This window comes from Silvimonas amylolytica (genome assembly GCF_014645555.1).
Lineage (GTDB): Bacteria > Pseudomonadota > Gammaproteobacteria > Burkholderiales > Chitinibacteraceae > Silvimonas > Silvimonas amylolytica.
Map to the genome: position 1 here is coordinate 1,160,919 of NZ_BMLY01000001.1, position 20,498 is coordinate 1,181,416.

Sequence of the window (20,498 nt, forward strand, 5' to 3'; positions counted from 1 at the left end):
CAGGATTCATCTCATGATCGAATTGAAGATTCCGGATATCGGCGGCCACGATGGCGTTGATGTCATTGAAGTGATGGTCAAACCGGGCGACGTGGTCGAGAAAGAACAGTCCCTGATTACCCTTGAAACCGACAAGGCCACAATGGAAGTACCGGCGACGGACGCCGGCGTGGTCAAGGAAGTAAAGGTCAAGGTTGGCGACAAGGTCTCTGAAGGCGATGTCATCGTCCTGATCGAAGCCAGCGGCGCTGCCGCACCGGCACCAGCACCGGCTGCTGCCGCACCAGCTCCTGCACCTCAAGCTGCTCCGGCCCCGGCGCCTGCCGCAGCGCCTGCAGCCGCGCAAAGCATTGAAGTGCATGTGCCGGATATCGGTAACTTCGACGCCGTTGAAATCATTGAAGTGAACGTCAAGGTTGGCGATACCGTCGCCGTTGATGATTCGCTGATCACGCTCGAATCCGACAAGGCCAGTATGGAAGTGCCCTCTACCGCAGCTGGCGTAGTGGAAAGCATTGCCGTGAAGGTTGGCGAGAAAGTCGGTCAGGGCGCGTTGATCCTGACCATCAAAGGTTCTGGCGCTGCTGCCTCCGCCGCACCGGCTCCGGCCCCTGCTGCGACCGCTCCTGCACCCGCACCGCAAGCTGCGCCTGCACCGACCCCCGCCGCTGCAGCCCCTGCACCTGCGCCCGCGGCATCGGCCAGCGTCAAGTTTGACGAAGAAGGTTTCCGCAAAGCCCATGCCAGTCCTTCGGTGCGCTCGTTTGCGCGTGAGCTGGGTGTGGATTTGTCCAGGGTGAAGGGCACGGGTCCCAAGGGCCGTATCCTGCACGAAGACGTGCGTGGCTTTATCAAGAACGTACTGTCTGGCGCAGTGGCCGCGCCGGTTGCCGCTGCTGCTGCAGGCGGTTCGGGTGTAGGTCTGGACTTGCTGCCATGGCCGAAGGTGGATTTCGCCAAATTTGGCCCGATCGAAACCAAACCGCTGTCACGCATCCAGAAAATTTCTGGCGCCAACCTCAGCCGCAACTGGGTGATGATTCCTCACGTCACGTTCAATGACGAAGCCGATATCACCGAGCTGGAAGAATTCCGCAAGACCGTGGGCAAGGAATGGGAAAAGAGTGGTCTGAAGATTTCGCCGCTGGCTTTCATCATCAAGGCAGCGGCTGAAGCACTCAAGGCATTCCCCAACTTCAACAGCAGTCTGGATGGTGACAACCTGGTACTCAAACAGTACTACCACATCGGTTTTGCGGCAGATACGCCGAACGGTCTGGTTGTGCCGGTGATCAAGGATGCCGACAAGAAGGGTCTGAAACAGATTGCCCAGGAACTGACCGAACTCTCTGGTCTGGCCCGTGAAGGCAAACTCAAGCCCACCGACATGCAAGGCGCGACGTTCACCATTTCAAGTCTGGGTGGCATTGGCGGCACCAGCTTTACGCCGATTATCAATGCGCCGGAAGTGGCGATCCTGGGTGTCTGCAAGAGCCAGATCAAGCCGGTATGGAATGGCAAGGAGTTTGAACCGCGCCTGATGTGCCCGCTGTCGCTGTCGTTTGATCACCGTGTGATTGATGGTGCCGCCGCTGCACGCTTTACCGTGCATCTGGGCAAGCTGCTGGCCGATATCCGTCGCCTGATCTTGTAATGCATGAGGTGTGAGGTGCGCGGCGCGCGGTGAAAACCTGCGCCCCACCTCATCCGGGTTGTGGGGTTTCGCGCCCCCTCCTCTCCTCACCCCTCACTGGGAGTCCCCATGAGCACTGTAGAAATCAAAGTTCCCGATATTGGCGGTCATGAGAACGTCGATATCATTGAAGTCTTTGTCAAAGCCGGTGACGTGATCGAGAAAGAACAATCGCTGATCACGCTGGAAACCGACAAGGCCACCATGGAAGTGCCATCGACCCATGCGGGCAAGGTGGTTTCGGTTGCCGTCAAAGTTGGCGACAAAATCTCTGAAGGCGGCGTTGTGCTGACGCTGGAAACCGCGGGTGCCAGTGCTGCTGCCCCCGCCCCGGCGCCGACGCCTGCTGCCGCAGCGCCCTCGCCACAAATGGCCTCCTCGGCCTCCCAGCCCGCTGCGGCTGCCCAACCGGCGCTGATCGCCGGTGATGTAGTCGAGTGCGATGTCCTGGTGCTGGGCGCAGGCCCTGGTGGTTATACCGGTGCGTTCCGCGCTGCTGATCTGGGCAAGAACGTGGTACTGGTCGAGCGTTACTCGTCGCTCGGCGGTGTATGTCTGAACGTGGGTTGCATTCCCTCCAAGGCACTGTTGCACGTCGCCAAGGTCCTGACCGATGCCGAAGAAATGCGTGAACACGGCATTGATTTTGGCGCACCGAAGATCGACATCGACAAGCTGCGTGGCTTCAAGGATGGCGTCGTCAGCCGTCTGACCAAGGGTCTGTCCGGCCTGGCCAAGCAACGCAAGGTGAGCGTACTGACGGGTGAAGGCCAGTTTACCGGCCCGTATACGCTGAACGTGACTGCAGCCGATGGCACAGTGAAAACCGTGCGTTTCAAGAACGCCATCATCGCTGCAGGCTCAACCGCGCTGAAGATTCCGGGTTACCCATACGACGATCCGCGTGTCATTACCTCGACGGGTGCGCTCAAGCTTGAAGGCATCCCCAAAAAGATGCTCGTAGTGGGTGGCGGTATTATCGGTCTGGAAATGGCCTGCGTGTATGGCGCGCTAGGTACTGAAATCAGCGTCGTGGAACTGGGCGACGGCCTGATTCCGGGCGCTGACCGTGACGTGGTGAAGGTGCTGACTGATCGCATCGGCAAGCGCTACAAGGTCATGGTTCGCACCAAGGTCTCGCATGTAGAAGCCACGGCCGAAGGCCTGCGCTGCACGTTTGAAGGCGATTGGGCACCCAAAGAACCGCAAACCTACGACAAGGTACTGGTCGCTGTCGGCCGTCGCCCCAATGGCAAGCTGATTGGCGCGGAAAACGCAGGCGTCAATATCGACGAACGTGGTTTCATTCCAGTCGATAACCAATGCCGCACCAACGTGCCGCACATCTTTGCCATTGGCGATATCGTTGGCAACCCGATGCTGGCCCACAAAGCCACGCACGAAGCCAAGTGCGCCGCTGAAGTCATCGCTGGTGAAAAGAGCTATCTGGACTACCGCGCGATTCCGTCCATTGCGTATACCGATCCGGAAGTGGCCTGGATGGGTCTGACCGAAACCGAAGCCAAAGCCAAGGGCATTGCCTATGAAAAGGCCGTGTTCCCGTGGGCTGCGTCTGGCCGTGCACTGGGCAATGGCCGCGATGACGGTCTGACCAAAATTCTGTTTGACCCGGAAAGCCACCAGATCCTCGGTGCCGCCATTGTCGGCGTGAACGCGGGCGAATTGCTGGGTGAAGCGGTGCTGGCCTATGAAATGGGTGCGGATATCAGCGACATTACCGGTACCGTCCACGCGCACCCGACGCTGTCGGAAACCGTGGCCATGGCGGCGGAAATCGCCCATGGCTCGATCACCGATCTGTATATCCCCAAGCGCAAGAAGTAAGCGCGAGGTGGATCTACACAAAAACGCCCCGGTTTTGCCGGGGCGTTTTGTTTTAGTCCGCTCACACACATCAAAACACTTTATAGATCCGGCCGGTTTGCGGACCCTCGATGCTGCGTACATAAGCCTGTGCAACCACGGCTCCGGGCTGTGGGATGAACCCCGGAAAGAACGGGCCAAATACGTCTTGCGATTCTGTCAGCATGGTCGGGCTGACTACGTTGATGCGAAACGCGCCCGATGCATCCACGGCAACAGCACGGGCAAAACCCTCTACAGCGGCATTCACCGTGGTCGCGTTGAAACCCTGGGCAATGGGTTCATCAGCCACAATCCCGCTGGTCAACGTGATTGAGCCACCACGGCGTAGATAATGCTGGCCGATCAGTGCTACGTTCACTTGTCCCATCAGCTTGCTATCGATCCCTTTGCGAAACTGCTCCGGCGTGGTTTCGCTCAGGGGGCCGAAATGCAGATTGCCACTGGTAACCACAATGGCATCGACCTGCCCTATCCGCTCAAACAACGCCCGTACGCTGTCTTCGCTGGCGATATCGACCCGCTCACTGCCATTGGAATGCCCCACGCGCAATACCTGATGACGGTCTTCCAGCGCCGCTACGACCGCTTTGCCAACAGTACCTGTCGCGCCAATCACCACGATTTTCATGTCTTGCTCCACGTTGTATGAAAGCTTCATTGTGGTTAGCAACCCTTTCCGGATAAACCGATAGACGCTTCGTTCTTTTCAAACCCTGAGTTGGCAATTGGCATCGTTCAGACACCACACATGACATAGCACCAATCATTCCAAAAAACCGGGTTAATATGCCTGTTCCTCGCAACGGATTGCATCATGGCGCTTGTTTCCAAACTCCCCGATGTCGGTACGACCATCTTCACGGTCATGAGTCAGCTTGCTGCTGAGCACCACGCCATCAATCTCTCTCAGGGTTTTCCGGATTTCCCCTGCGCGCCCGAAATGTTGCAGGGCGTGTATCAGGCCATGCTGGCTAACCACAATCAGTACGCGCCCATGGCGGGGTTGCCGGCGCTGCGGCAGGCTCTGGCGGCCAAGCTGCAGCAAAGCCGGGATATCGTTGTGGACGCAGAGACTGAAATCACGATCACCGCCGGCGCGACACAGGCGTTGTTCACCGCCATCGCCACCGTACTGCATGCAGGTGATGAGGCCATCATTCTTGATCCGTCTTACGACAGCTACGCCCCCGCCATCCGTGCACAGGGCGCGGTGCCCGTGCGTATCAGCTTGAGTGCACCAGCGTTTGCGGTGGATTGGGATCAGGTCAGCCAAGCTGTCACACCGCGCACGCGGCTGATTATCGTTAACAACCCCAATAACCCGGCAACCAGCGTGTTCACCTGCAGTGATCTGGATGCGCTCTCGGCAATCGCAGACCGCCATGACCTGATCGTGCTGGCTGATGAGGTCTACGAACATCTGGTTTATGACGGGGTGGAACACCAAAGCGTACTGGCGCATCCCGCACTACGGGCACGCAGCTTTGCGGTGTACTCGTTCGGCAAAACCTTCCACGCTACTGGCTGGAAAGTGGGATATTGCGTCGCGCCTCCCGCATTGACAGCAGAGTTTCGCAAGCTGCATCAGTTTCTGGTGTTTTCAGTCAACACCCCCACGCAACACGCGCTGGCGCAGTACCTGGCGACCCCGGCGCACTGGCAACTGCTTCCCGAGTTCTACCAGGCCAAACGTGATCTGTTGGCAACAGGTTTGCAGCAAGCCGGGTTTACGCTCAAACCCAGCCAAAGTACGTATTTCCAGTTGGCAGATTACCGCCAGATCAAGCCGGATTTGTCTGAGATAGAGTTCGCGCGCTGGCTAACGGTGACGCACGGCGTTGCCAGCATTCCGGTATCGGCGTTTTATGGCGACGGGCGCGATCACAAGCTGGTGCGCTTTTGTTTTGCCAAGCAGGAAACCACGCTGGACGCCGCACTGACGCGGCTCTCCGCCCTCACCAGAACCTAGGCGGATTCCGCCACCGGCACCGGATTGCGGCGGGCAGCAAACAAGCGGTAAATGGTGATGATGTTGAGCGTGGCGGACGTCGTCTCAAGCATGACGCCGCCAATTGAACCCGACAAAAAAGCATTACCCAACCACAGCAGCGTGCTGCACAAGATCAGCAAACGCATGGGGATGCCTTTGAACAGGAAGACCGCAACCGTACCCAGCGTGCCACCGAGAATCGGCACAATGCTGTGCCAGCCACTGGCAACGTACAACCCCAGACCAATGTTGAGCGCCACAAACACAGCGGCCAGCCAGGGCGACTGACTACGCATGGAAGTCAGCATGCGCACACTGGAAATACCGGCGCTGGTCATCGCGGCCGGGTTGCCCAGCAAAGCAAAATGGATGGCGTAGGTCGCGGACTGCAAGGTCATCAACAGCTTGAAGCGTTGATCTTTTTTTTGCAGAAAACCGGCAATGGAAAAAGCAAAAACCAGATAACCCAGGCATTGCGCCAGCGAAAACACAGCCAAAACCGCTACTCCACGCAAACAGGCCAACTCGGGCGAGTGGCCGGACAAAAGAGGCTTATCCTACGCGCTTGTGCCCGCTTCGTGGCAGTCGCCGCTGGGCGGCATGATATATATCATTAATTTCAACGCTTTACGGGCGGTTGATTACAGCAAGCACCCGCTTTGGCCTGCAATGTATCGGCTAGATTGCGATCCAGATTGCCAAACCAGGCCGCACGCAGACGGTTCCACCAGCCGCCATGACTGAGCCCTGTCCGGGCCAGTATCGCGCCGTAATGCACTGCGCGAACATCATAAGTTACCGCAATATATTTGCCGGAAACCACGGCGTCACTCACGCCCGGTGCACTGCGCAGTAAAGTTAGCTGTGCATCCGCTAGTGGACTTATGAGGTGTACGTTGCGTGTGACCTGCCAAAGCGGTTGATTCATGGCACCCTCCTCAGCTTTTCAGTTTGCGGACCACGTCCATCAACTCAGCAATCGCGTCTTCGCCCTTGCCTGCGCCAATGGCCTTCGCCACACAGCCATTGGCATGGTTTTCCAGCAATTGCATGGCCACGCCGTCAAGCGCAGCGCGAATAGCGCCGAGTTGAGTCAGGATGTCCACACAATAGCGGTCTTCATCCACCATACGGGCAATGCCACGCACTTGCCCTTCAATACGGTTCAACCGGCTGACCAGGCGTTTTTTGTCTGGCTGTACTGCTGACTTGCCATCCGCCTCCGGCACATCATGACAATGCGGAGCCTGCAGGTCAGACGAGGTCATAGCCTGCATCCTCAATGGCTGTCTTGAAGGCGTCCAGGTTGGTCATGGCCGGATCGAACTCCACCTGTGCACTTGCAGTATCCAGGTTCACCGCCGCACTTTGCACACCCTCAATATTCTTGAGTACGCGGCTGACCGTACTGGCACAACCGGAGCAGCTCATTCCGTTGATTTTGAGCGTTGTGGTTTGCATGATTGAAACTCCTTTACGGTTGAGAAGCGCGCGTTGCCTGCCAGCGTCGCAGCATCAATGCATTACTGACGACCGACACCGAACTGAGCGCCATGGCAGCGCCCGCAATAGCCGGATTCAGCAAGCCGAACATGGCCAGCGGGATACCCAGCGTGTTGTAGACAAAAGCAAAAAACAGGTTCTGCCGGATCTTGCGTAATGTCGCACGGGCCAGCGCCACAGAGTGAGCCACCGCCATCAGATCGTTGCGCATCAGTGTGATATCGGCGGTTTCAATGGCCACGTTACTTCCCGCGCCCATGGCATAACTGACGTCGGCCAGCGCCAGCGCGGGTGCATCGTTCACGCCATCCCCGACCATGGCGACACGTTTGTTGTGAGCGCCAAGGGTTCGGATCACCTGCGCCTTGTCCGCTGGCAGTACCTCGGCATGGACCGTCTTGATACCGGTCTCCTGCGCCACCCAATGAGCCGCAGTCTGGTTATCTCCGGTCAGCATGATGACGTTGATACCTTGTGCCTGCAGTGCGGCCACAGCGGCACGGGAAGTGGCACGCACGGTATCGGCCAGCGCCACAAGGCCAATCAATTTTTGATCACGGCCAATGCCAATCAGCGTTTCATCCGGCCGGGCGGGGATCATGTCTTCATCCACGTCGCCCGCCCAGTCCACGCGTCCCACCCGCAATGTGCTGCCATCTGGCAGCGCACCTACGACACCCTGGCCAGCAATCACGGCAAAACCAGTCACATCCAGCAATGGGAGTTGGCGTTTCGCAGCTTCATCCAGCAGTGCTTTCGCCAGCGGATGTTCGCTGCCTGCCTCCAGACTGGCCGCCCATTGCACCAGGGTATGCGCATCGACCTCTTCGGTCAGCGCTCGCACCGAGCGCACGCCCGGCTTGCCTTCAGTCAGCGTACCGGTCTTATCGACGACCAACGTGTCAAGATGCGCGGCATGTTCCAGTGCAGCAGCGTTGCGGAACAACAGACCCAGATGCGCCCCGCGGCCTACGCCAACCATCACCGCCGAGGGAGTTGCCAGGCCCAGCGCGCATGGGCATGCAATCACCAGCACCGCCACGGCGTTAAGCATGGCTGGTGTAAAACCGGCCAACCACCAGGTCACCACGAAAGTACCCAATGCGATCAACAGAACCACCGGCACAAACACAGCGGCAATCTGGTCTGCCAGTCGCTGGATCGGGGCTTTGGAACCCTGCGCCGCCGCGACCAGACGAACGATCTCGGCCAGTTGCGTATGCTGGCCCACGCCTGTGGCGCGGATGCGCAGCATGCCATCGTGATTGCGGGTAGCAGCAAAAACCAGCGATCCGGCAGATTTGGGTACGGGCACACTTTCTCCCGTCAGCATGCTTTCATCGACCACTGCTTCGCCACTGATGACTTCGCCATCCACAGGGACGGCATCACCATGCCGCACGATGACGATCTCGCCCGCTTTCAATTGATCTACCGGCACTTCAAGCAGCATGCCCCCGCGCTCCACCCGGGCATCACGCGGTTGCAATTGCATTAGTTCACTCATGGCTTGGGATGCCCTGTGCTTGGCACGTGCTTCAAGCCACTTCCCCAGACACACCAGTGTGATGACCACCGCACTGGCTTCAAAATAGACGGGCAGGTCGTCACGGCCCTGCAAGACCACGACGGTACTAAAGAGCCAGGCGACAGTTGTACCCAGGGCCACCAGCACATCCATATTGGCACCACCGCCCTTTACGGTATGCCAGGCGCCGCGGTAAAAACGCCAGCCAAAACCAGACTGCACCAGCGTGGCCAGCAGCATTTGCCACATACGCGGCACCATCAGCGCATGCCAGCCTGCAGTCATGGCCAACATTTCCCATAGCAACGGTGCGGTGAGTAACGCTGGCGCCAGCCAACTCCAGATCGGCGTGTCGCTGGGGCGGCTGTTCTGTCCTGCTTCTGGTTTGATTTCATGCGCATCGTAGCCCGCTTTGCGGACCGCCTGGATCATGATGTCAGTCGTGTTGACCCCGGCGGGTTGCTCGATCAGCGCAGTTTCAGTCGCAAAGTTCACCGTTGCAGTCACACCGGGCAGTCGGTTCAAAACTTTCTCAATCCGGGCCGCGCACGCCGCACAGGTCATGCCTTCCAGACCCAGTTGGGTCTGCGCCGGCTTGACGTCGTAACCAGCTTTACGAATCGCGGCGATCACGCCCGGGACATCTTTACCATCTGCCAGCGATACCCTTGCCGTTTCGGTCGCCAGGTTGACCTGAGCGCTCACACCCTCCAGCCGGCCGAGCACTTTCTCGATCCGGCCAGCACAAGCGGCGCATGTCATGCCACTGATGGGGAGTGAAACATCCATGATCGCCTCTCAGCCTTATACCTATAGGGGGTATATTATGCCGCAAGGGGGTGTCTGTAAACCGGAATGCCAATATTTCACACCTTGCTTTACCCATACCTCGGTGGGGTATACATTAGCGCATCTCCCCCGGGTGTATGCACGATGTGGCGCATGCTATTACTGACGTTCTGCCTGCTGGTATCCGGCTTTGCACCGGCCCAGACTCACGTCGTACCCGCCCACACCATGTCCAGGCTTGTGGTTCAAAGTACAGACCATTGCACTCACTGTGATGATGCGGCGCCAGTTGCTACACCTGAACATCACGCGCCAGTCAGCCCTTGTTGCGACAATACCTTTTGCACCATGACACCTGGCGCACTGGTCACACAGCCGCTCGCGGCACCCCAGTTGTCTGGCACCGCAGTGCGCCAGACCGCACTCACATCCATGTTGACCGACTGGCAGATTGCACCGCCATTACCCCCGCCCCGTACTCCTGCCTGAACCCCGAATCCATTCGCTGTATTTAATTGATTTGCCCGCACATGCAAACCCGCATGGGCAGGTTCAGTTTGCCGGCCGCATGGCAGCCGGTGAAAAGGAGTCATCATGTCTTCGTTGAAAAAAAACTTTCTGATGCTGGTACTCGTCAGTGCCACTGCTTTGGCGCAAGCGGGCACCGCAATCACCCTGTATAAAAACGCGGGGTGTAGCTGCTGCGAAGCCTATATTGCGTATCTGAAAACGGCCGGGTTTACCGTCAAGGCAGAAAATGCCGATGATATGGGCGCTATCCGCCAACGTTATGGCTCAGCCAACGCAGCCAGTTGCCATACCATGCGCATAGCCGGCTATACCGTAGAGGGCCATGTGCCGGTTGCAGCCATCAAGCAATTGTTGCAAAAGAAACCCGCCATTACAGGAATTAGTGTGCCGGGCATGCCCGCCAACTCGCCGGGTATGGGCGAGGAAAAACCAGGGACGTTGCCCGTCTATGCACTCAAAACTGCCAATGGCCAGCCAGCGACCGAATTTGGCCGTTTTTGATCCAGCCTGGTTTGACCAGGTTCAGTCATAAACCCTCGACGGGGCAGGATCTTGCCTGCCCCTATGGAGTAAAAGAATGGATCGTCGAAGCTTTTTGCGGTTTGGAAGCCTTGCCGTTGGCACACTGGCACTGGCTCCGCGCACTTGGGCTGCAGAAGACCCTCATGCCGGGCACATGACCATGGCAACGACCGAAACACCTCCACTGCTTCCAGTGGGTGACTTACCCACCGGCCGTGCCCTGCCGGCTTTGCAAAAACTGAAAAACCAGTCCAACCCGGCCGGCCAGTTCCAGGCCACATTGACCGCCGCACCACGTACCGTACAGTTCAAGCCCGGGCTCGATACCGTCGTATGGGCCTACAACGGCCAGACGCCAGGCCCGCTGATCGAGATCTACGAAGGTGACGTGCTGGAAATTCGCCTGGTCAATCAGCTTGCCCAGCCCACAACCATCCACTGGCATGGCCTGCCGGTCCCGCCATCACAAGACGGCAACCCGGGCGATGAGGTCGCACCAGGTGCAGAGCGCACCTACCGTTTTGCCTTGCCGGCTGGCAGCGCGGGCACTTACTGGTATCACCCGCATCCACACGGTCATACTGCCGAACAAGCGTTCATGGGTCTGGCCGGCCCGTTGATTGTCCGTTCACGCCTTGATCCGCTAGCGGGCATGCCAGAACAACATCTGGTGTTCTCTGACCTCAAGCTGGGTGCCGATGGCAAGGTGGTCGGCAACAACGATATGGACTGGATGAACGGGCGTGAAGGCCAGTTTGTGCTGGTCAATGGCGCACTGCAGCCTGTCATCACCGCGGATGGCATGCAGCGCTGGCGACTGTGGAATATGTGTAACGCGCGCTATCTCAATCTATCGCTGGGCGGCCAGCCATTCCGCCTGGTGGGTACCGATGGTGGTCTGCTGGAGCACGCTCGCGCCATTACGCAATTATTGCTGGCACCCGGTGAACGGGCAGAGATCGTGGTCATGGGCAACAGTGAGGTTAGCCTGCAAGCGCTCGCGTATGATCGCGGAATGATGGGAGATGCCCCGCCCCCTCAAACCCTGACCCTGGCCAAAGTCACCTTGAGCGGGGGCGCCACCCGCCCTATCCCCTCTCATTTGCGGCAGATTACGCCGCTCAGCCCCGGCGGTGCCCAGAAACGCGTGGTTTTCAGTGAGCAAATGAACATGGCTGGCGGCGTGCACAGCATGACCCCGCTGGTAAACGGCAAGAGCTATGACATGAATCGCGTCGACCTGGTCAGCCAGCGCGGCGTCGTGGAGGCATGGTCACTGGTCAATGACTCTGACATGGATCACCCGTTCCACTTGCATGGCACACAATTCCAGATCGCGAGCCGAACGCGCAATGGTCAGACCGTGCCGGAGCCTTTCCTTGCCTGGCGCGATACCATCAATCTGCGGCCCAATGAAACAGTCGTGATCCACGTAGTACAACCGCAAGCCGGGCCACGCATGTTCCATTGCCACATTCTGGAACATGAAGACCGCGGCATGATGGGGATCTTGAGCGTGGTGTAGCCCCAAGCGTCATCGCCAGAAAAACCGGTCAATATGCCGGTTTTTCTGTGTGTAGCCAGCCTTGAGCGGATGCGGCCAGGCCGTGCGTTTGCTAAACTTGCGGCATTTGCAAATCAGCGAGTCGTAACCCGTGGCCCAATATGTGATGTCCATGCTCCGCGTGAGCAAAATCGTTCCGCCCAAGCGTCAGATCATCAAGGATATTTCGCTCAGCTTCTTTCCTGGCGCCAAGATCGGCCTGCTGGGTCTGAATGGCGCCGGTAAGTCCACCGTGCTGCGCATCATGGCCAATGTGGACAAAGAATACGACGGCGAGGTGCAACACCTGGCTGGCGTGAAGATCGGTTACCTGGAGCAGGAACCGAAGCTGGACGCCGAAAAAACCGTGCGCGAAGAAGTGGAAAGCGGCATGGGTGAAGTCATGGATGCGCAGAAGCGTCTGGAAGAAGTCTACGCCGCCTACGCGGAACCCGATGCCGACTTTGACGCGCTGGCCGAAGAACAAGGCCGTCTGGAAGCCATCATTTCTGCTGGCGCTGGCGACAACACCGCCCTGCAACTGGAACTGGCCGCCGACGCGCTGCGCCTGCCACCATGGGATGCCAAAATCGGCAACCTCTCTGGCGGTGAAAAGCGCCGCGTCGCTTTGTGCAAGTTACTGCTGTCCAAGCCAGACATGCTGCTGCTGGACGAACCGACCAACCACCTGGATGCAGAATCGGTTGAATGGCTAGAACAATTCCTGGTGCGCTTCCCAGGTACCGTCGTCGCGGTGACGCACGATCGCTATTTCCTTGATAACGCGGCCGAGTGGATTCTGGAACTGGACCGTGGCCACGGTATTCCCTGGAAGGGCAATTACTCCAGTTGGCTGGAGCAAAAGGAAGAGCGCCTGAAGCAGGAAGAATCCACGGAATCGGCTCGCCAGAAAGCGCTGAACAAAGAACTGGAATGGGTCCGTCAGAACCCCAAGGGGCGTCAGGCCAAGTCCAAGGCGCGGATTGCCCGCTTTGAAGAACTCTCCAGCTTTGAGCACCAGAAACGCAACGAAACCCAGGAAATCTTCATCCCGGTCGCCGAACGTCTGGGCGATAAGGTCATCGAATTCAAGGGTGTGTCCAAGGGCTTTGGCGATCGCCTGTTGATCGACAATCTGAGCTTTGCCGCTCCGGCCGGCGCCATCGTCGGCATTATCGGCCCGAACGGCGCGGGTAAATCCACGCTGTTCAAGATGATCGCCGGCAAAGAAGCCCCGGATACGGGCGATGTCGAGATCGGTCAGACCGTGCAAATGGCCTTTGTCGAGCAATCGCGTGAAGGTCTGGAAGCCGAGAAGACCGTGTTTGAAGACGTCTCTGGCGGTCTGGAAAACATCCAGGTCGGCAAATTTGAAATGTCCAGCCGCGCGTATCTGGGCCGGTTCAACTTCAAGGGTGGCGATCAGCAGAAGAAAGTCGGCATGCTCTCCGGTGGTGAGCGTGGCCGCCTGCATCTGGCCAAGACGCTACTGAAGGGTGGCAACGTGTTGCTGCTGGATGAACCGTCCAACGATCTGGACGTGGAAACCCTGCGGGCACTGGAAGACGCCCTGCTGGAGTTTGCCGGCACCGTGTTCGTGATCAGCCATGATCGCTGGTTCCTGGACCGGATTGCCACGCACATTCTGGCCGCTGAAGGTGACAGCCAGTGGACGTTCTTCGACGGTAACTATCAGGAATACGAAGCCGACAAGAAGAAGCGTCTGGGCGAAGAAGGTGCCAAGCCCAAGCGTATCCGCTACAAGCCAGTGACGCGTTAAGCGCGACAAACAAAACCCTGCCGGCTGCGTTGTGCTTTGTTTGCCGCGCTATCCGCCAGGGTCATGCCCATAAAAACGGGAAGCGATGCTTCCCGTTTTTTTATTACGGCGTACCTTCTGGCCCCTCGGACACTACGACGGCAACGCACGTGCTATCGTGACGCCCGTTTGTGATTCACCCTGATGCGCCATGCCCGCCCTGCCCCACAAAAAGCTCTACCACATCTCCACCCTGGAAAACCTGGACACCTGGGCCCGCTACAAGCAGGCCATGTGCATGGATTGCCAGTCCACCTGTTGCACCATGCCGGTGGAGGTCAAGCTACCGGACCTGGTCCGCATGGGGGTGGTCGATCCGTTTGAGGCGGAGCACGAAGCCCCCAAAAACGTGGCCAAGCGACTGGAAAAAGCGCGGATCATCCAGCACTTCAATTTCAAGACCAGCGTGTTCACGCTGGCGCAGCGGGCCAATGGCGAGTGCACGTATCTGGATGCACAAACACGCCTTTGTACCATTTACGATCAGCGTCCCAATACCTGTCGCAACCACCCCAAGATTGGCCCCAAGCCGGGTTTTTGCGCTTATCGCAACCGTTGAGGCTGCTGCGGCGGCATTTCTCATATTTGTCATGGAGCGTTCATAGAATGACGCATCGCTGGCGACCGCCGGCCTGTCCGAGTACTGGATGCGCATTTTATGTCCCTGACGGTTCCTTTTCCCAATCCGGTTCGTGACTGGATCATCAGCAATCTGCAACGCGGCTGCGCGGCGCCAGATGTCGTCCGTGAACTGACCAACAACAATGTGGCCGAAGAATTGGCCAGTGCCATGGTCAGCACCGTCATGCAGGCGCTGATTGCAGGTTCACCACTTCCTGACGGCCAGTTATTGATGGCGCCACCAGCCTACCTGGCCGATCCATGCCGTTTGCCAGCCAGCCCGGTTGTGGCTTGTGGCGATCGTGAAATCCGGATTCTGTCGCGTATGAGCAGGCCAACAGCCGCGGTACTGGGCAATGTGGTCAGCGCGCGTGAAGCAGAGCAGCTGATTGAACTGGCCGCACCGCGTCTGCGCCCCTCCACCGTGGTTGATCCTGCCACCGGTATGGATGTGGTCGCGGATCATCGCAGCAGCGAGGGTATGTTTTTCCGGCTGATGGAAACCCCATTGCTGGAGAAACTGGACAGACGCCTGGCCATGCTGACCGGTTTGCCAGTCGAAAACGGTGAAGGTTTCCAGATTCTGCATTACCGCACCGGTGCGGGCAGCGCGCCACATTATGACTACCTGACACCCAACAATATCGCCAATGCAGAATCGGTTACCCGCAGCGGGCAGCGCATTATCACGATTGTGATCTATCTGAACGATGTCATGGCAGGGGGCGAAACGGTGTTCCCGGATACGGGCTGGGCCATTACACCCCAATTGGGTAATGCCATTTATTTCGAGTACGGCAATCGCGAAGGCCAGACTGATCCTGCATCGCTCCACGCCAGTTCGCCTGTACTCAAGGGCGAGAAATGGGTGGCGACGAAATGGATACGGGAGCGGCGCTTTATCTCGCGCTAGCCAGGTTGCATAGCCAGAAAAAAGCCGCCCATTCGGGCGGCTTTTTTATCAGGCCTGGATCAAGCATTACAACAGGTCTACGGACTTCCAGCCTTTGTCGGTCAGCGTAAACACTTCTTTCAGCTGCATCTGGCGGTCTCCCTCCACCACACGCGCCAGCATCGGGAACACACGTGCCATCGCCGGGTCTTTGGCCCAGGGAGCGGCTTCGACCTTATAGGTGTAAGTCACGGCCGTCGTTGGGTGGCCATGTTCATCATGCGGTGGCTCCCAGCCGACAATCTGGTTCAGCGTCAGCGTGGCAGCACACAGATCACCATGACGCGTGGCCTTGCTGCCGTCGGGCCGGGCATAGGTAAAATCTTGCTTGAGATAGTACTTCTGCCCTTCCGGTGTCAGTGAATACTGGTGGGTTGAGACCACCTCAGACTTCCCAGGGCTGTTGTAGCGGATCATGACGTCTTTCTCAGCGACAACACCCAGTTGTTGCAGTACCGGTAGTTGCACGGCATCCCGCTCGGCCGTAGCCGCCTGGTTGGGGGTGATATTGATGGGCCACTCGGTTTTATCGAGACAGAAATGACCCTTCTCGGCCAGGTACTGGTTCATGCCTGTGGTAAATACTTCAGCGGACGGTTTTTCTGCGGGTTTGCTGCACGCACTCAATGCCAGTGCCGCGCAGGCGGTCAGGCTCAGTGTCTGGATCAGTTTTTTCATGGCGGGACTTGTTCAGGTTCAGTCAAAAACAGGCGATGGCTCCGTACGCAGAACCATCGCCAGATCATGGATTAATCAACGCAGGTACCGTGCGCTGGCGGGTTCGCCGGCGCCTGATAACCATCCGTTAACGTATTCAGGAAGCAAATCAGGTCAGACATCTGCGCCTCTGTCATTGGCGGTGTTGCGCCTGGCGCACGACTATCCAGGGGCATTTGCGGGTCGATATTGCCCACATAAGCAGCCGGCAGATCGTTGAACTTCTGTACTGTACCGCCCGTATATTGCGTGGTGATCAAACCGTACGTGGGGAAACTGGCGTCCGGTGTGGCCTTGGGTGTGCCGCCCACAGTCGGGTACCAGATCTCCGGGTTGGTATCACGCGTGTTGTAGAAGTGAACCAGTTGGTACAGCGAATGAATCACGCCGTTGTGGAAGAATGCGCCGCGCAAAGACACATTGCGCAGTGTCGGCGCCTTGAACAGGCCGCAGAAGCTGTTGGCGGCACCCGGGGAGGCCGGCAGGTGATCTGTACGCGCCGGACCGCACACGCCCATGTCGTAATACGCAGCATTCTGGTTGGCAGGGATGTCCATGTTGCGCGGCACACTGATGGTCTCATAAGAGAAATCAGTAAATAGCGCCGAGCTCCCATTCAGACCTGCGCCTTGATAGTGGCAAGAAGCGCAATTGCCCGAATTGGCATCGGTGAATACCGTTAAGCCGCGCAATTCCGCCGCCGTCATGTTGCCGCCAATCTTGTTGGCCACGTACAAGTCGAATTTGCTGGAGAACGGGTGGAAGCTCTGGTCTTCCATCTGGTACGCCTGCAAGGCGGCCTGGATATTGGCGAAGGCTTTGGTGGTGTCGTTGAAAGCATCGCTACCAAATGCTTGCAGGAACAACGGCGCATAGGCAGCGGCCTTGACCTTGGCGACGACATCCGCCGGCGAGGCATTGGCCATTTCGTTGGCCGACAACAACGGAATACTGCTTTGATCCGCCAGCGTGGGCGAGCGGCCATCCCAGGTGAAACCGCCACCAGGACCCGGCACGCTCACGCCATCCGGGTTGTCCAGCAGGTCGGCGTAGGCCGGGGTGAATTCTTTGTAGCGCAACGATGGTACGGCGCGCGTACCAGGTTGCAGCATATCGGTGCCACCCAGTTGCACAGCCAGATTATTGGGTGCCGCATACGCAAAATTGGGGTCGTGACATGTGGCGCAGGACATCTTGCCCGAGCCAGACAACGTAGCATCAAAGAACAGTTTGTGACCCACCTGGGCAGACAGACTCAGCGGTGCCGAGGCGGTCGCGGCGCTGGGCGCAGAGGTCGGCGTCGCAGTCGGCGCGCTGGTCGTGGTGTTGCTGTCGCTACTTCCCCCGCCGCATGCGGCAAGAACCAGTGGCAACAGGCAAACGGCAATACGGATGAAATGCTGCATTTGACAAGTCTCCCTCACAGAAGCGGTGCTTCTGTACGGCTGCAGAAATGGCAGAAGCACCCGCTTCTGCCATCCCATGGTGACCCCGCCTTGATGGCGCGACCGGATCACCCTTTCTTCTTTTTTTAAGCGCCTTACTTCACTGCCCAGACACCCTTCTGCGTCGTATCCGGACCCACTTGCGGAGTCAGGGTTTGCGTATCAGAGGACTGGATCTGCGTGTAGGTCTTCGGAATCACGTAGGCGTGGTTCATCGGACGGACCGCATCGAAGTGGGTATCGGCACTGCTTTGGTATTCCGGCAGGTTCAGGATGTTCTGCGCAATGAACTTCTCGGTGTACTTCGAGCGGTTCATATACGTAGAGTCATCGGTCGGATCAGCCAGCTGGAACATGTCTTGCAGCGTGCGCACAAAGGAGAAGTGGCTATAGGCATCGCTGTCAGACACTTGCTTGGGTGCGCCAGCCTGGTTGGTGATCACCGCGAAGATGGATTCGCCGTGGCCATGGTTGCCGAAGTTGTAGTTGTGGATCGACGTATCCTGGGCGAATTGACCATTGGAACCCTTCACCAGCGGGTTGGTATTGGTCGAAGCAGCAGCACCCGAAGAACCCGGCACCCAGCCGCAACATGCGTTGTGACCCGTGGTGGCAGTGCCTTCGTCAAACATCAACACAATCGCTACACGCTTCTGGCGGTTAGCCCACAGCGGAGAAGCCTGGATTTTCTTGACCAGGTAATCCACGTAGTTGTCGCCACGGGTAATGATGTTGTTGCCCGAAGCGCAATCGCTGGCTGTTGCTGTGCCGCCGCCCGACAAGGTGCCTGTCACGGTAATGCTGTGCATGTCGTCACACTGGTCAGGCATCAGGAAGTTGATCTGACCCACGTCGCCGCTTTGCAGATCGGTACTGAACTGGTCAACGTTATAGCCGGTTGGCACGGTGTACTTGCTGCCCGAGACCAGCGCGGCATCCCACTGACCGCCACCCAGTGTACGGTTGCTGAACTTCCACTCTGGTGCGCTACGCACGTTCTGGTAGGCCATACCCGGATGGTGCTTGGTCTTGTACAGACCGGCCGGCATGGGCAGTGTCAGGGTGGAATTACCAATGGCGGTGGTGTTGTTGCCCAGTGTGCCCGGCGGGTAGACGTGGTCGGCAGCGGTGACAGCAGTGTCGGCGATACTATCGGTCCGGAAATCCTGGCCCGGGTTCATCGACTCGCTGTAGGTACGCCAGCGCAGACCCTTGCTGCTCAACGCGGTAAACAGGTTGGCGCGGCCTACGATGTTGTGGTTGATCCCGGCAGCCTGGGTACAGGTCGTGGTGAATGGCGAGTTGGCCAGACCTGGCTGGGTATTGTCCGGCACCGGCAGATCCTGCACGGCATTGGCACCGGTCGCATCACAGTTCCACTGGCTGTCATCGGTAATACCCCAGTCATCGGCACCGCCCAGCGCCGTGTAGTTCGGCTCACTGGGGTTGCTGGTGGCGTAGTAGCTGGTGAACTGGTTGTTGGCTTGCAGGTAACCATTGATCTTGGGCGCGTATTGCGAGCCCAGGATGGTAGTGGTGCCCTTGTTTTCCAGCATCACGATAAACACGCTGTCGTAACGCGGAATACCTTCCACGTTAAATGCAGCTTGTTGGGCTTGCAGGAAGGTGATCGGCTGACGCGGATCGGTCTTCTGCGTGTTGGTGGCGGTACTCACGGCCAGGCTGGCGAGTTCCGGATCACCGCCCGGCACGGCCAGGGCATCCGGGTAAAGTTCTTTGTTATCGAATTTCTTGGTGGCGTAGACGTAGCGGTTGTTCAACGCGTTGGCTTCAGCGAGGGCCAGCGATTGAGCCGTGCCCGTCAACGCAGTCAGATCACCCAGGACCTGAGCACTGGTCACGCCAACGCGAGAAGCCAGATTGCCCTTCTCAGTCTGGTAATCCGTGCTGTTGTCTTCCACCATGCGTTGTACTTCGCTGGACATGGGGCTAACGACGACAAGACCGGCGGTTTGCTGCTCAGTCACCTGGGCCAGAGAGGCGCGCAGGATTTCGTGAGCGGTTACCGCAGAACCATTGGCCGTATTGGTTGCACTGGTGCTGATGTCGGCAATGATCGGGCCCAGGGCCGAGGCGGTCAGCGTGAACTTGCCATTCGCATCCGTCGTAACCGGGTTTTCGCTGGATTCACAAATACCGTCGTTGTTACTGTCAACACAGACGGTCGCACCCTTGAAGTAGCCGGCGGCCAGGGTTGGATTACCGGTGCTGCCCGGCGTGTAGGCCGTGCTGTTGACGACGCCGCTAATTTTGACTTGCGAGTTAGGGGCCGAGGTTGAGGTTCCTGAATCGCCACCACCACAACCGGCCAACATACAGGCCGCCGCAATGGCTGTCAGCGATGTCGTGAAACCAACGTATTGAAGGTTTGCCACATCTTTCTCCCGAATGGGTTTGTTGTTGACCAGCAAAGTCCGGAGCAAACCAGATCTGCCAGTCCCGAAAAACCCCGCTATCCTGGGAGGTAAAAATGAAAAGGATGTGACGCTACACGTGGTTACAGCGGTAAGAAAAATATATTTTTTTACGTCAACCTAACGCCTTCCGAATGCGTTTCTCTAAGTTTTTTCTAAGGTTGGTCAGCGCAATTCAGGCAAACTGGCAAGTAGGTGAAAGCCGCTTGGCAAGGCCGAGAGAAATACAAAAATTGCTGATGAATCAGTCAATTGAATTGAATATCGAGAAGAAAAACTGGTACAGCGCGCGTTTTCCGGGTGACGCAGTGCAAAAACGACATCCATCATCGAGCGTTGAGGCTGATCAAGGCCGTCCTGTTTGCGCCAGATACATTGCGACAATCAAGAATGGGAAAATAGACGTGGGACGAGGAACAAGCAGAAATGAAAACGGCCACCCGAGTCCGGGTGGCCGTTTACATTTGGTGGAGCTAAGCGGGATCGAACCGCTGACCTCTTGCATGCCATGCAAGCGCTCTCC

At 58.0% G+C, this 20,498-nt stretch carries 19 protein-coding genes; 9 read left to right on the plus strand and 10 right to left on the minus strand.

What is annotated here, in order from left to right; genetic code table 11:
- Positions 1-13: 13 nt before the first annotated feature.
- Both aceF and lpdA read left to right on the plus strand, forming a co-directional pair.
- Positions 14-1,654: a dihydrolipoyllysine-residue acetyltransferase gene (gene aceF, locus IEX44_RS05050; RefSeq protein ID WP_229678756.1), complete on the plus strand. Its 1,641-nt coding sequence runs from the start codon at positions 14-16 to the stop codon at positions 1,652-1,654.
- 108 nt (positions 1,655-1,762) lie between these two features.
- Positions 1,763-3,538 carry a dihydrolipoyl dehydrogenase gene (gene lpdA, locus IEX44_RS05055; RefSeq protein WP_188689718.1) on the plus strand — a complete coding sequence of 592 codons (1,776 nt, stop codon included), beginning with the start codon at positions 1,763-1,765 and terminating at the stop codon, positions 3,536-3,538.
- A 70-nt stretch (positions 3,539-3,608) separates the two neighbouring features.
- On the opposite strand, the gene IEX44_RS05060 is transcribed toward lpdA, so the two are convergent.
- On the minus strand, positions 3,609-4,238 hold the full coding sequence (locus IEX44_RS05060; protein WP_229678757.1) for a short chain dehydrogenase: 630 nt from the start codon (positions 4,236-4,238) through the stop codon (positions 3,609-3,611).
- 156 nt (positions 4,239-4,394) lie between these two features.
- Between IEX44_RS05060 and IEX44_RS05065 the strand changes: the two genes are divergently transcribed.
- Positions 4,395-5,549: a methionine aminotransferase gene (locus IEX44_RS05065; protein WP_188689721.1), complete on the plus strand. Its 1,155-nt coding sequence runs from the start codon at positions 4,395-4,397 to the stop codon at positions 5,547-5,549.
- Here IEX44_RS05065 and IEX44_RS05070 read toward each other — a convergent pair.
- The 6 genes from IEX44_RS05070 to IEX44_RS21155 form a co-directional block, all read right to left on the minus strand.
- Positions 5,546-6,061 (minus strand): YgjV family protein, encoded by a 516-nt coding sequence (locus IEX44_RS05070; RefSeq protein ID WP_229678792.1) that lies wholly within the window; start codon positions 6,059-6,061, stop codon positions 5,546-5,548. The genes IEX44_RS05065 and IEX44_RS05070 overlap by 4 nt on opposite strands.
- 128 nt (positions 6,062-6,189) lie before the next feature.
- Positions 6,190-6,498 (minus strand): hypothetical protein, encoded by a 309-nt coding sequence (locus IEX44_RS05075; RefSeq protein WP_188689726.1) that lies wholly within the window; start codon positions 6,496-6,498, stop codon positions 6,190-6,192.
- Positions 6,499-6,508: 10 nt separating this feature from the next.
- Positions 6,509-6,838, minus strand: coding sequence for a metal-sensitive transcriptional regulator (locus IEX44_RS05080; protein ID WP_229678758.1), 330 nt, complete (start codon positions 6,836-6,838; stop codon positions 6,509-6,511).
- Entirely contained in the window at positions 6,825-7,031 is a 207-nt protein-coding gene (locus tag IEX44_RS05085) for a heavy-metal-associated domain-containing protein (RefSeq protein WP_188689734.1), read from the minus strand. The genes IEX44_RS05080 and IEX44_RS05085 overlap by 14 nt, the downstream gene beginning before the upstream one ends.
- A 13-nt stretch (positions 7,032-7,044) precedes the next feature.
- Positions 7,045-9,390, minus strand: coding sequence for a heavy metal translocating P-type ATPase (locus tag IEX44_RS05090; RefSeq protein WP_188689736.1), 2,346 nt, complete (start codon positions 9,388-9,390; stop codon positions 7,045-7,047).
- A 305-nt stretch (positions 9,391-9,695) separates the two neighbouring features.
- The gene (locus IEX44_RS21155; protein ID WP_268238862.1) at positions 9,696-9,824 is read right to left on the minus strand and encodes a hypothetical protein; all 129 of its coding nucleotides are present in this window, start codon (positions 9,822-9,824) and stop codon (positions 9,696-9,698) included.
- A 160-nt stretch (positions 9,825-9,984) separates the two neighbouring features.
- On the opposite strand from IEX44_RS21155, the gene IEX44_RS05095 reads away from it, so the two are divergent.
- From IEX44_RS05095 to IEX44_RS05115, 5 genes are all read left to right on the plus strand, one after another.
- Positions 9,985-10,422 carry a DUF411 domain-containing protein gene (locus IEX44_RS05095; protein ID WP_188689739.1) on the plus strand — a complete coding sequence of 146 codons (438 nt, stop codon included), beginning with the start codon at positions 9,985-9,987 and terminating at the stop codon, positions 10,420-10,422.
- Positions 10,423-10,498: 76 nt separating this feature from the next.
- Positions 10,499-11,968 (plus strand): multicopper oxidase family protein, encoded by a 1,470-nt coding sequence (locus IEX44_RS05100; RefSeq protein WP_188689742.1) that lies wholly within the window; start codon positions 10,499-10,501, stop codon positions 11,966-11,968.
- A 145-nt stretch (positions 11,969-12,113) separates the two neighbouring features.
- Positions 12,114-13,766, plus strand: a complete 1,653-nt coding sequence (ettA, locus tag IEX44_RS05105; protein WP_188689745.1) for an energy-dependent translational throttle protein EttA — start codon at positions 12,114-12,116, stop codon at positions 13,764-13,766.
- Between the two features lie 190 nt (positions 13,767-13,956).
- The gene (locus IEX44_RS05110) at positions 13,957-14,364 is read left to right on the plus strand and encodes a YkgJ family cysteine cluster protein (protein ID WP_188689748.1); all 408 of its coding nucleotides are present in this window, start codon (positions 13,957-13,959) and stop codon (positions 14,362-14,364) included.
- Between the two features lie 99 nt (positions 14,365-14,463).
- Positions 14,464-15,339 carry a 2OG-Fe(II) oxygenase gene (locus IEX44_RS05115; RefSeq protein ID WP_188689750.1) on the plus strand — a complete coding sequence of 292 codons (876 nt, stop codon included), beginning with the start codon at positions 14,464-14,466 and terminating at the stop codon, positions 15,337-15,339.
- 66 nt (positions 15,340-15,405) lie between these two features.
- Here IEX44_RS05115 and IEX44_RS05120 read toward each other — a convergent pair whose 3' ends face one another.
- The 3 genes from IEX44_RS05120 to IEX44_RS05130 all read right to left on the minus strand — a co-directional run bounded on the left by IEX44_RS05120 (position 15,406) and on the right by IEX44_RS05130 (position 19,936).
- Positions 15,406-16,056 carry an SEN1982 family lipoprotein gene (locus IEX44_RS05120; protein ID WP_188689753.1) on the minus strand — a complete coding sequence of 217 codons (651 nt, stop codon included), beginning with the start codon at positions 16,054-16,056 and terminating at the stop codon, positions 15,406-15,408.
- A gap of 71 nt (positions 16,057-16,127) precedes the next feature.
- Entirely contained in the window at positions 16,128-17,501 is a 1,374-nt protein-coding gene (locus IEX44_RS05125) for a cytochrome-c peroxidase (RefSeq protein WP_188689755.1), read from the minus strand.
- 134 nt (positions 17,502-17,635) lie between these two features.
- Positions 17,636-19,936: a hypothetical protein gene (locus IEX44_RS05130; protein WP_229678760.1), complete on the minus strand. Its 2,301-nt coding sequence runs from the start codon at positions 19,934-19,936 to the stop codon at positions 17,636-17,638.
- A gap of 173 nt (positions 19,937-20,109) precedes the next feature.
- Here IEX44_RS05130 and IEX44_RS20895 point away from each other — a divergent pair.
- Positions 20,110-20,498 (plus strand): hypothetical protein (locus IEX44_RS20895; RefSeq protein WP_229678761.1); only part of this gene is annotated, 389 nt, incomplete at its 3' end.

Bases quoted from the DNA above. Each gene is read 5' to 3' on its own strand.
- aceF (WP_229678756.1), top strand. From the start codon at position 14: ATGATCGAATTGAAGATTCCGGATATCGGCGGCCACGATGGCGTTGAT.
- lpdA (WP_188689718.1), top strand. From the start codon at position 1,763: ATGAGCACTGTAGAAATCAAAGTTCCCGATATTGGCGGTCATGAGAAC.
- IEX44_RS05060 (WP_229678757.1), bottom strand. From the start codon at position 4,238: ATGAAGCTTTCATACAACGTGGAGCAAGACATGAAAATCGTGGTGATT.
- IEX44_RS05065 (WP_188689721.1), top strand. From the start codon at position 4,395: ATGGCGCTTGTTTCCAAACTCCCCGATGTCGGTACGACCATCTTCACG.
- IEX44_RS05075 (WP_188689726.1), bottom strand. From the start codon at position 6,498: ATGAATCAACCGCTTTGGCAGGTCACACGCAACGTACACCTCATAAGT.
- IEX44_RS05080 (WP_229678758.1), bottom strand. From the start codon at position 6,838: ATGACCTCGTCTGACCTGCAGGCTCCGCATTGTCATGATGTGCCGGAG.
- IEX44_RS05085 (WP_188689734.1), bottom strand. From the start codon at position 7,031: ATGCAAACCACAACGCTCAAAATCAACGGAATGAGCTGCTCCGGTTGT.
- IEX44_RS05090 (WP_188689736.1), bottom strand. From the start codon at position 9,390: ATGGATGTTTCACTCCCCATCAGTGGCATGACATGCGCCGCTTGTGCT.
- IEX44_RS21155 (WP_268238862.1), bottom strand. From the start codon at position 9,824: ATGGATGTGAGTGCGGTCTGGCGCACTGCGGTGCCAGACAACTGGGGT.
- IEX44_RS05095 (WP_188689739.1), top strand. From the start codon at position 9,985: ATGTCTTCGTTGAAAAAAAACTTTCTGATGCTGGTACTCGTCAGTGCC.
- IEX44_RS05100 (WP_188689742.1), top strand. From the start codon at position 10,499: ATGGATCGTCGAAGCTTTTTGCGGTTTGGAAGCCTTGCCGTTGGCACA.
- ettA (WP_188689745.1), top strand. From the start codon at position 12,114: ATGTCCATGCTCCGCGTGAGCAAAATCGTTCCGCCCAAGCGTCAGATC.
- IEX44_RS05110 (WP_188689748.1), top strand. From the start codon at position 13,957: ATGCCCGCCCTGCCCCACAAAAAGCTCTACCACATCTCCACCCTGGAA.
- IEX44_RS05115 (WP_188689750.1), top strand. From the start codon at position 14,464: ATGTCCCTGACGGTTCCTTTTCCCAATCCGGTTCGTGACTGGATCATC.
- IEX44_RS05120 (WP_188689753.1), bottom strand. From the start codon at position 16,056: ATGAAAAAACTGATCCAGACACTGAGCCTGACCGCCTGCGCGGCACTG.
- IEX44_RS05125 (WP_188689755.1), bottom strand. From the start codon at position 17,501: ATGCAGCATTTCATCCGTATTGCCGTTTGCCTGTTGCCACTGGTTCTT.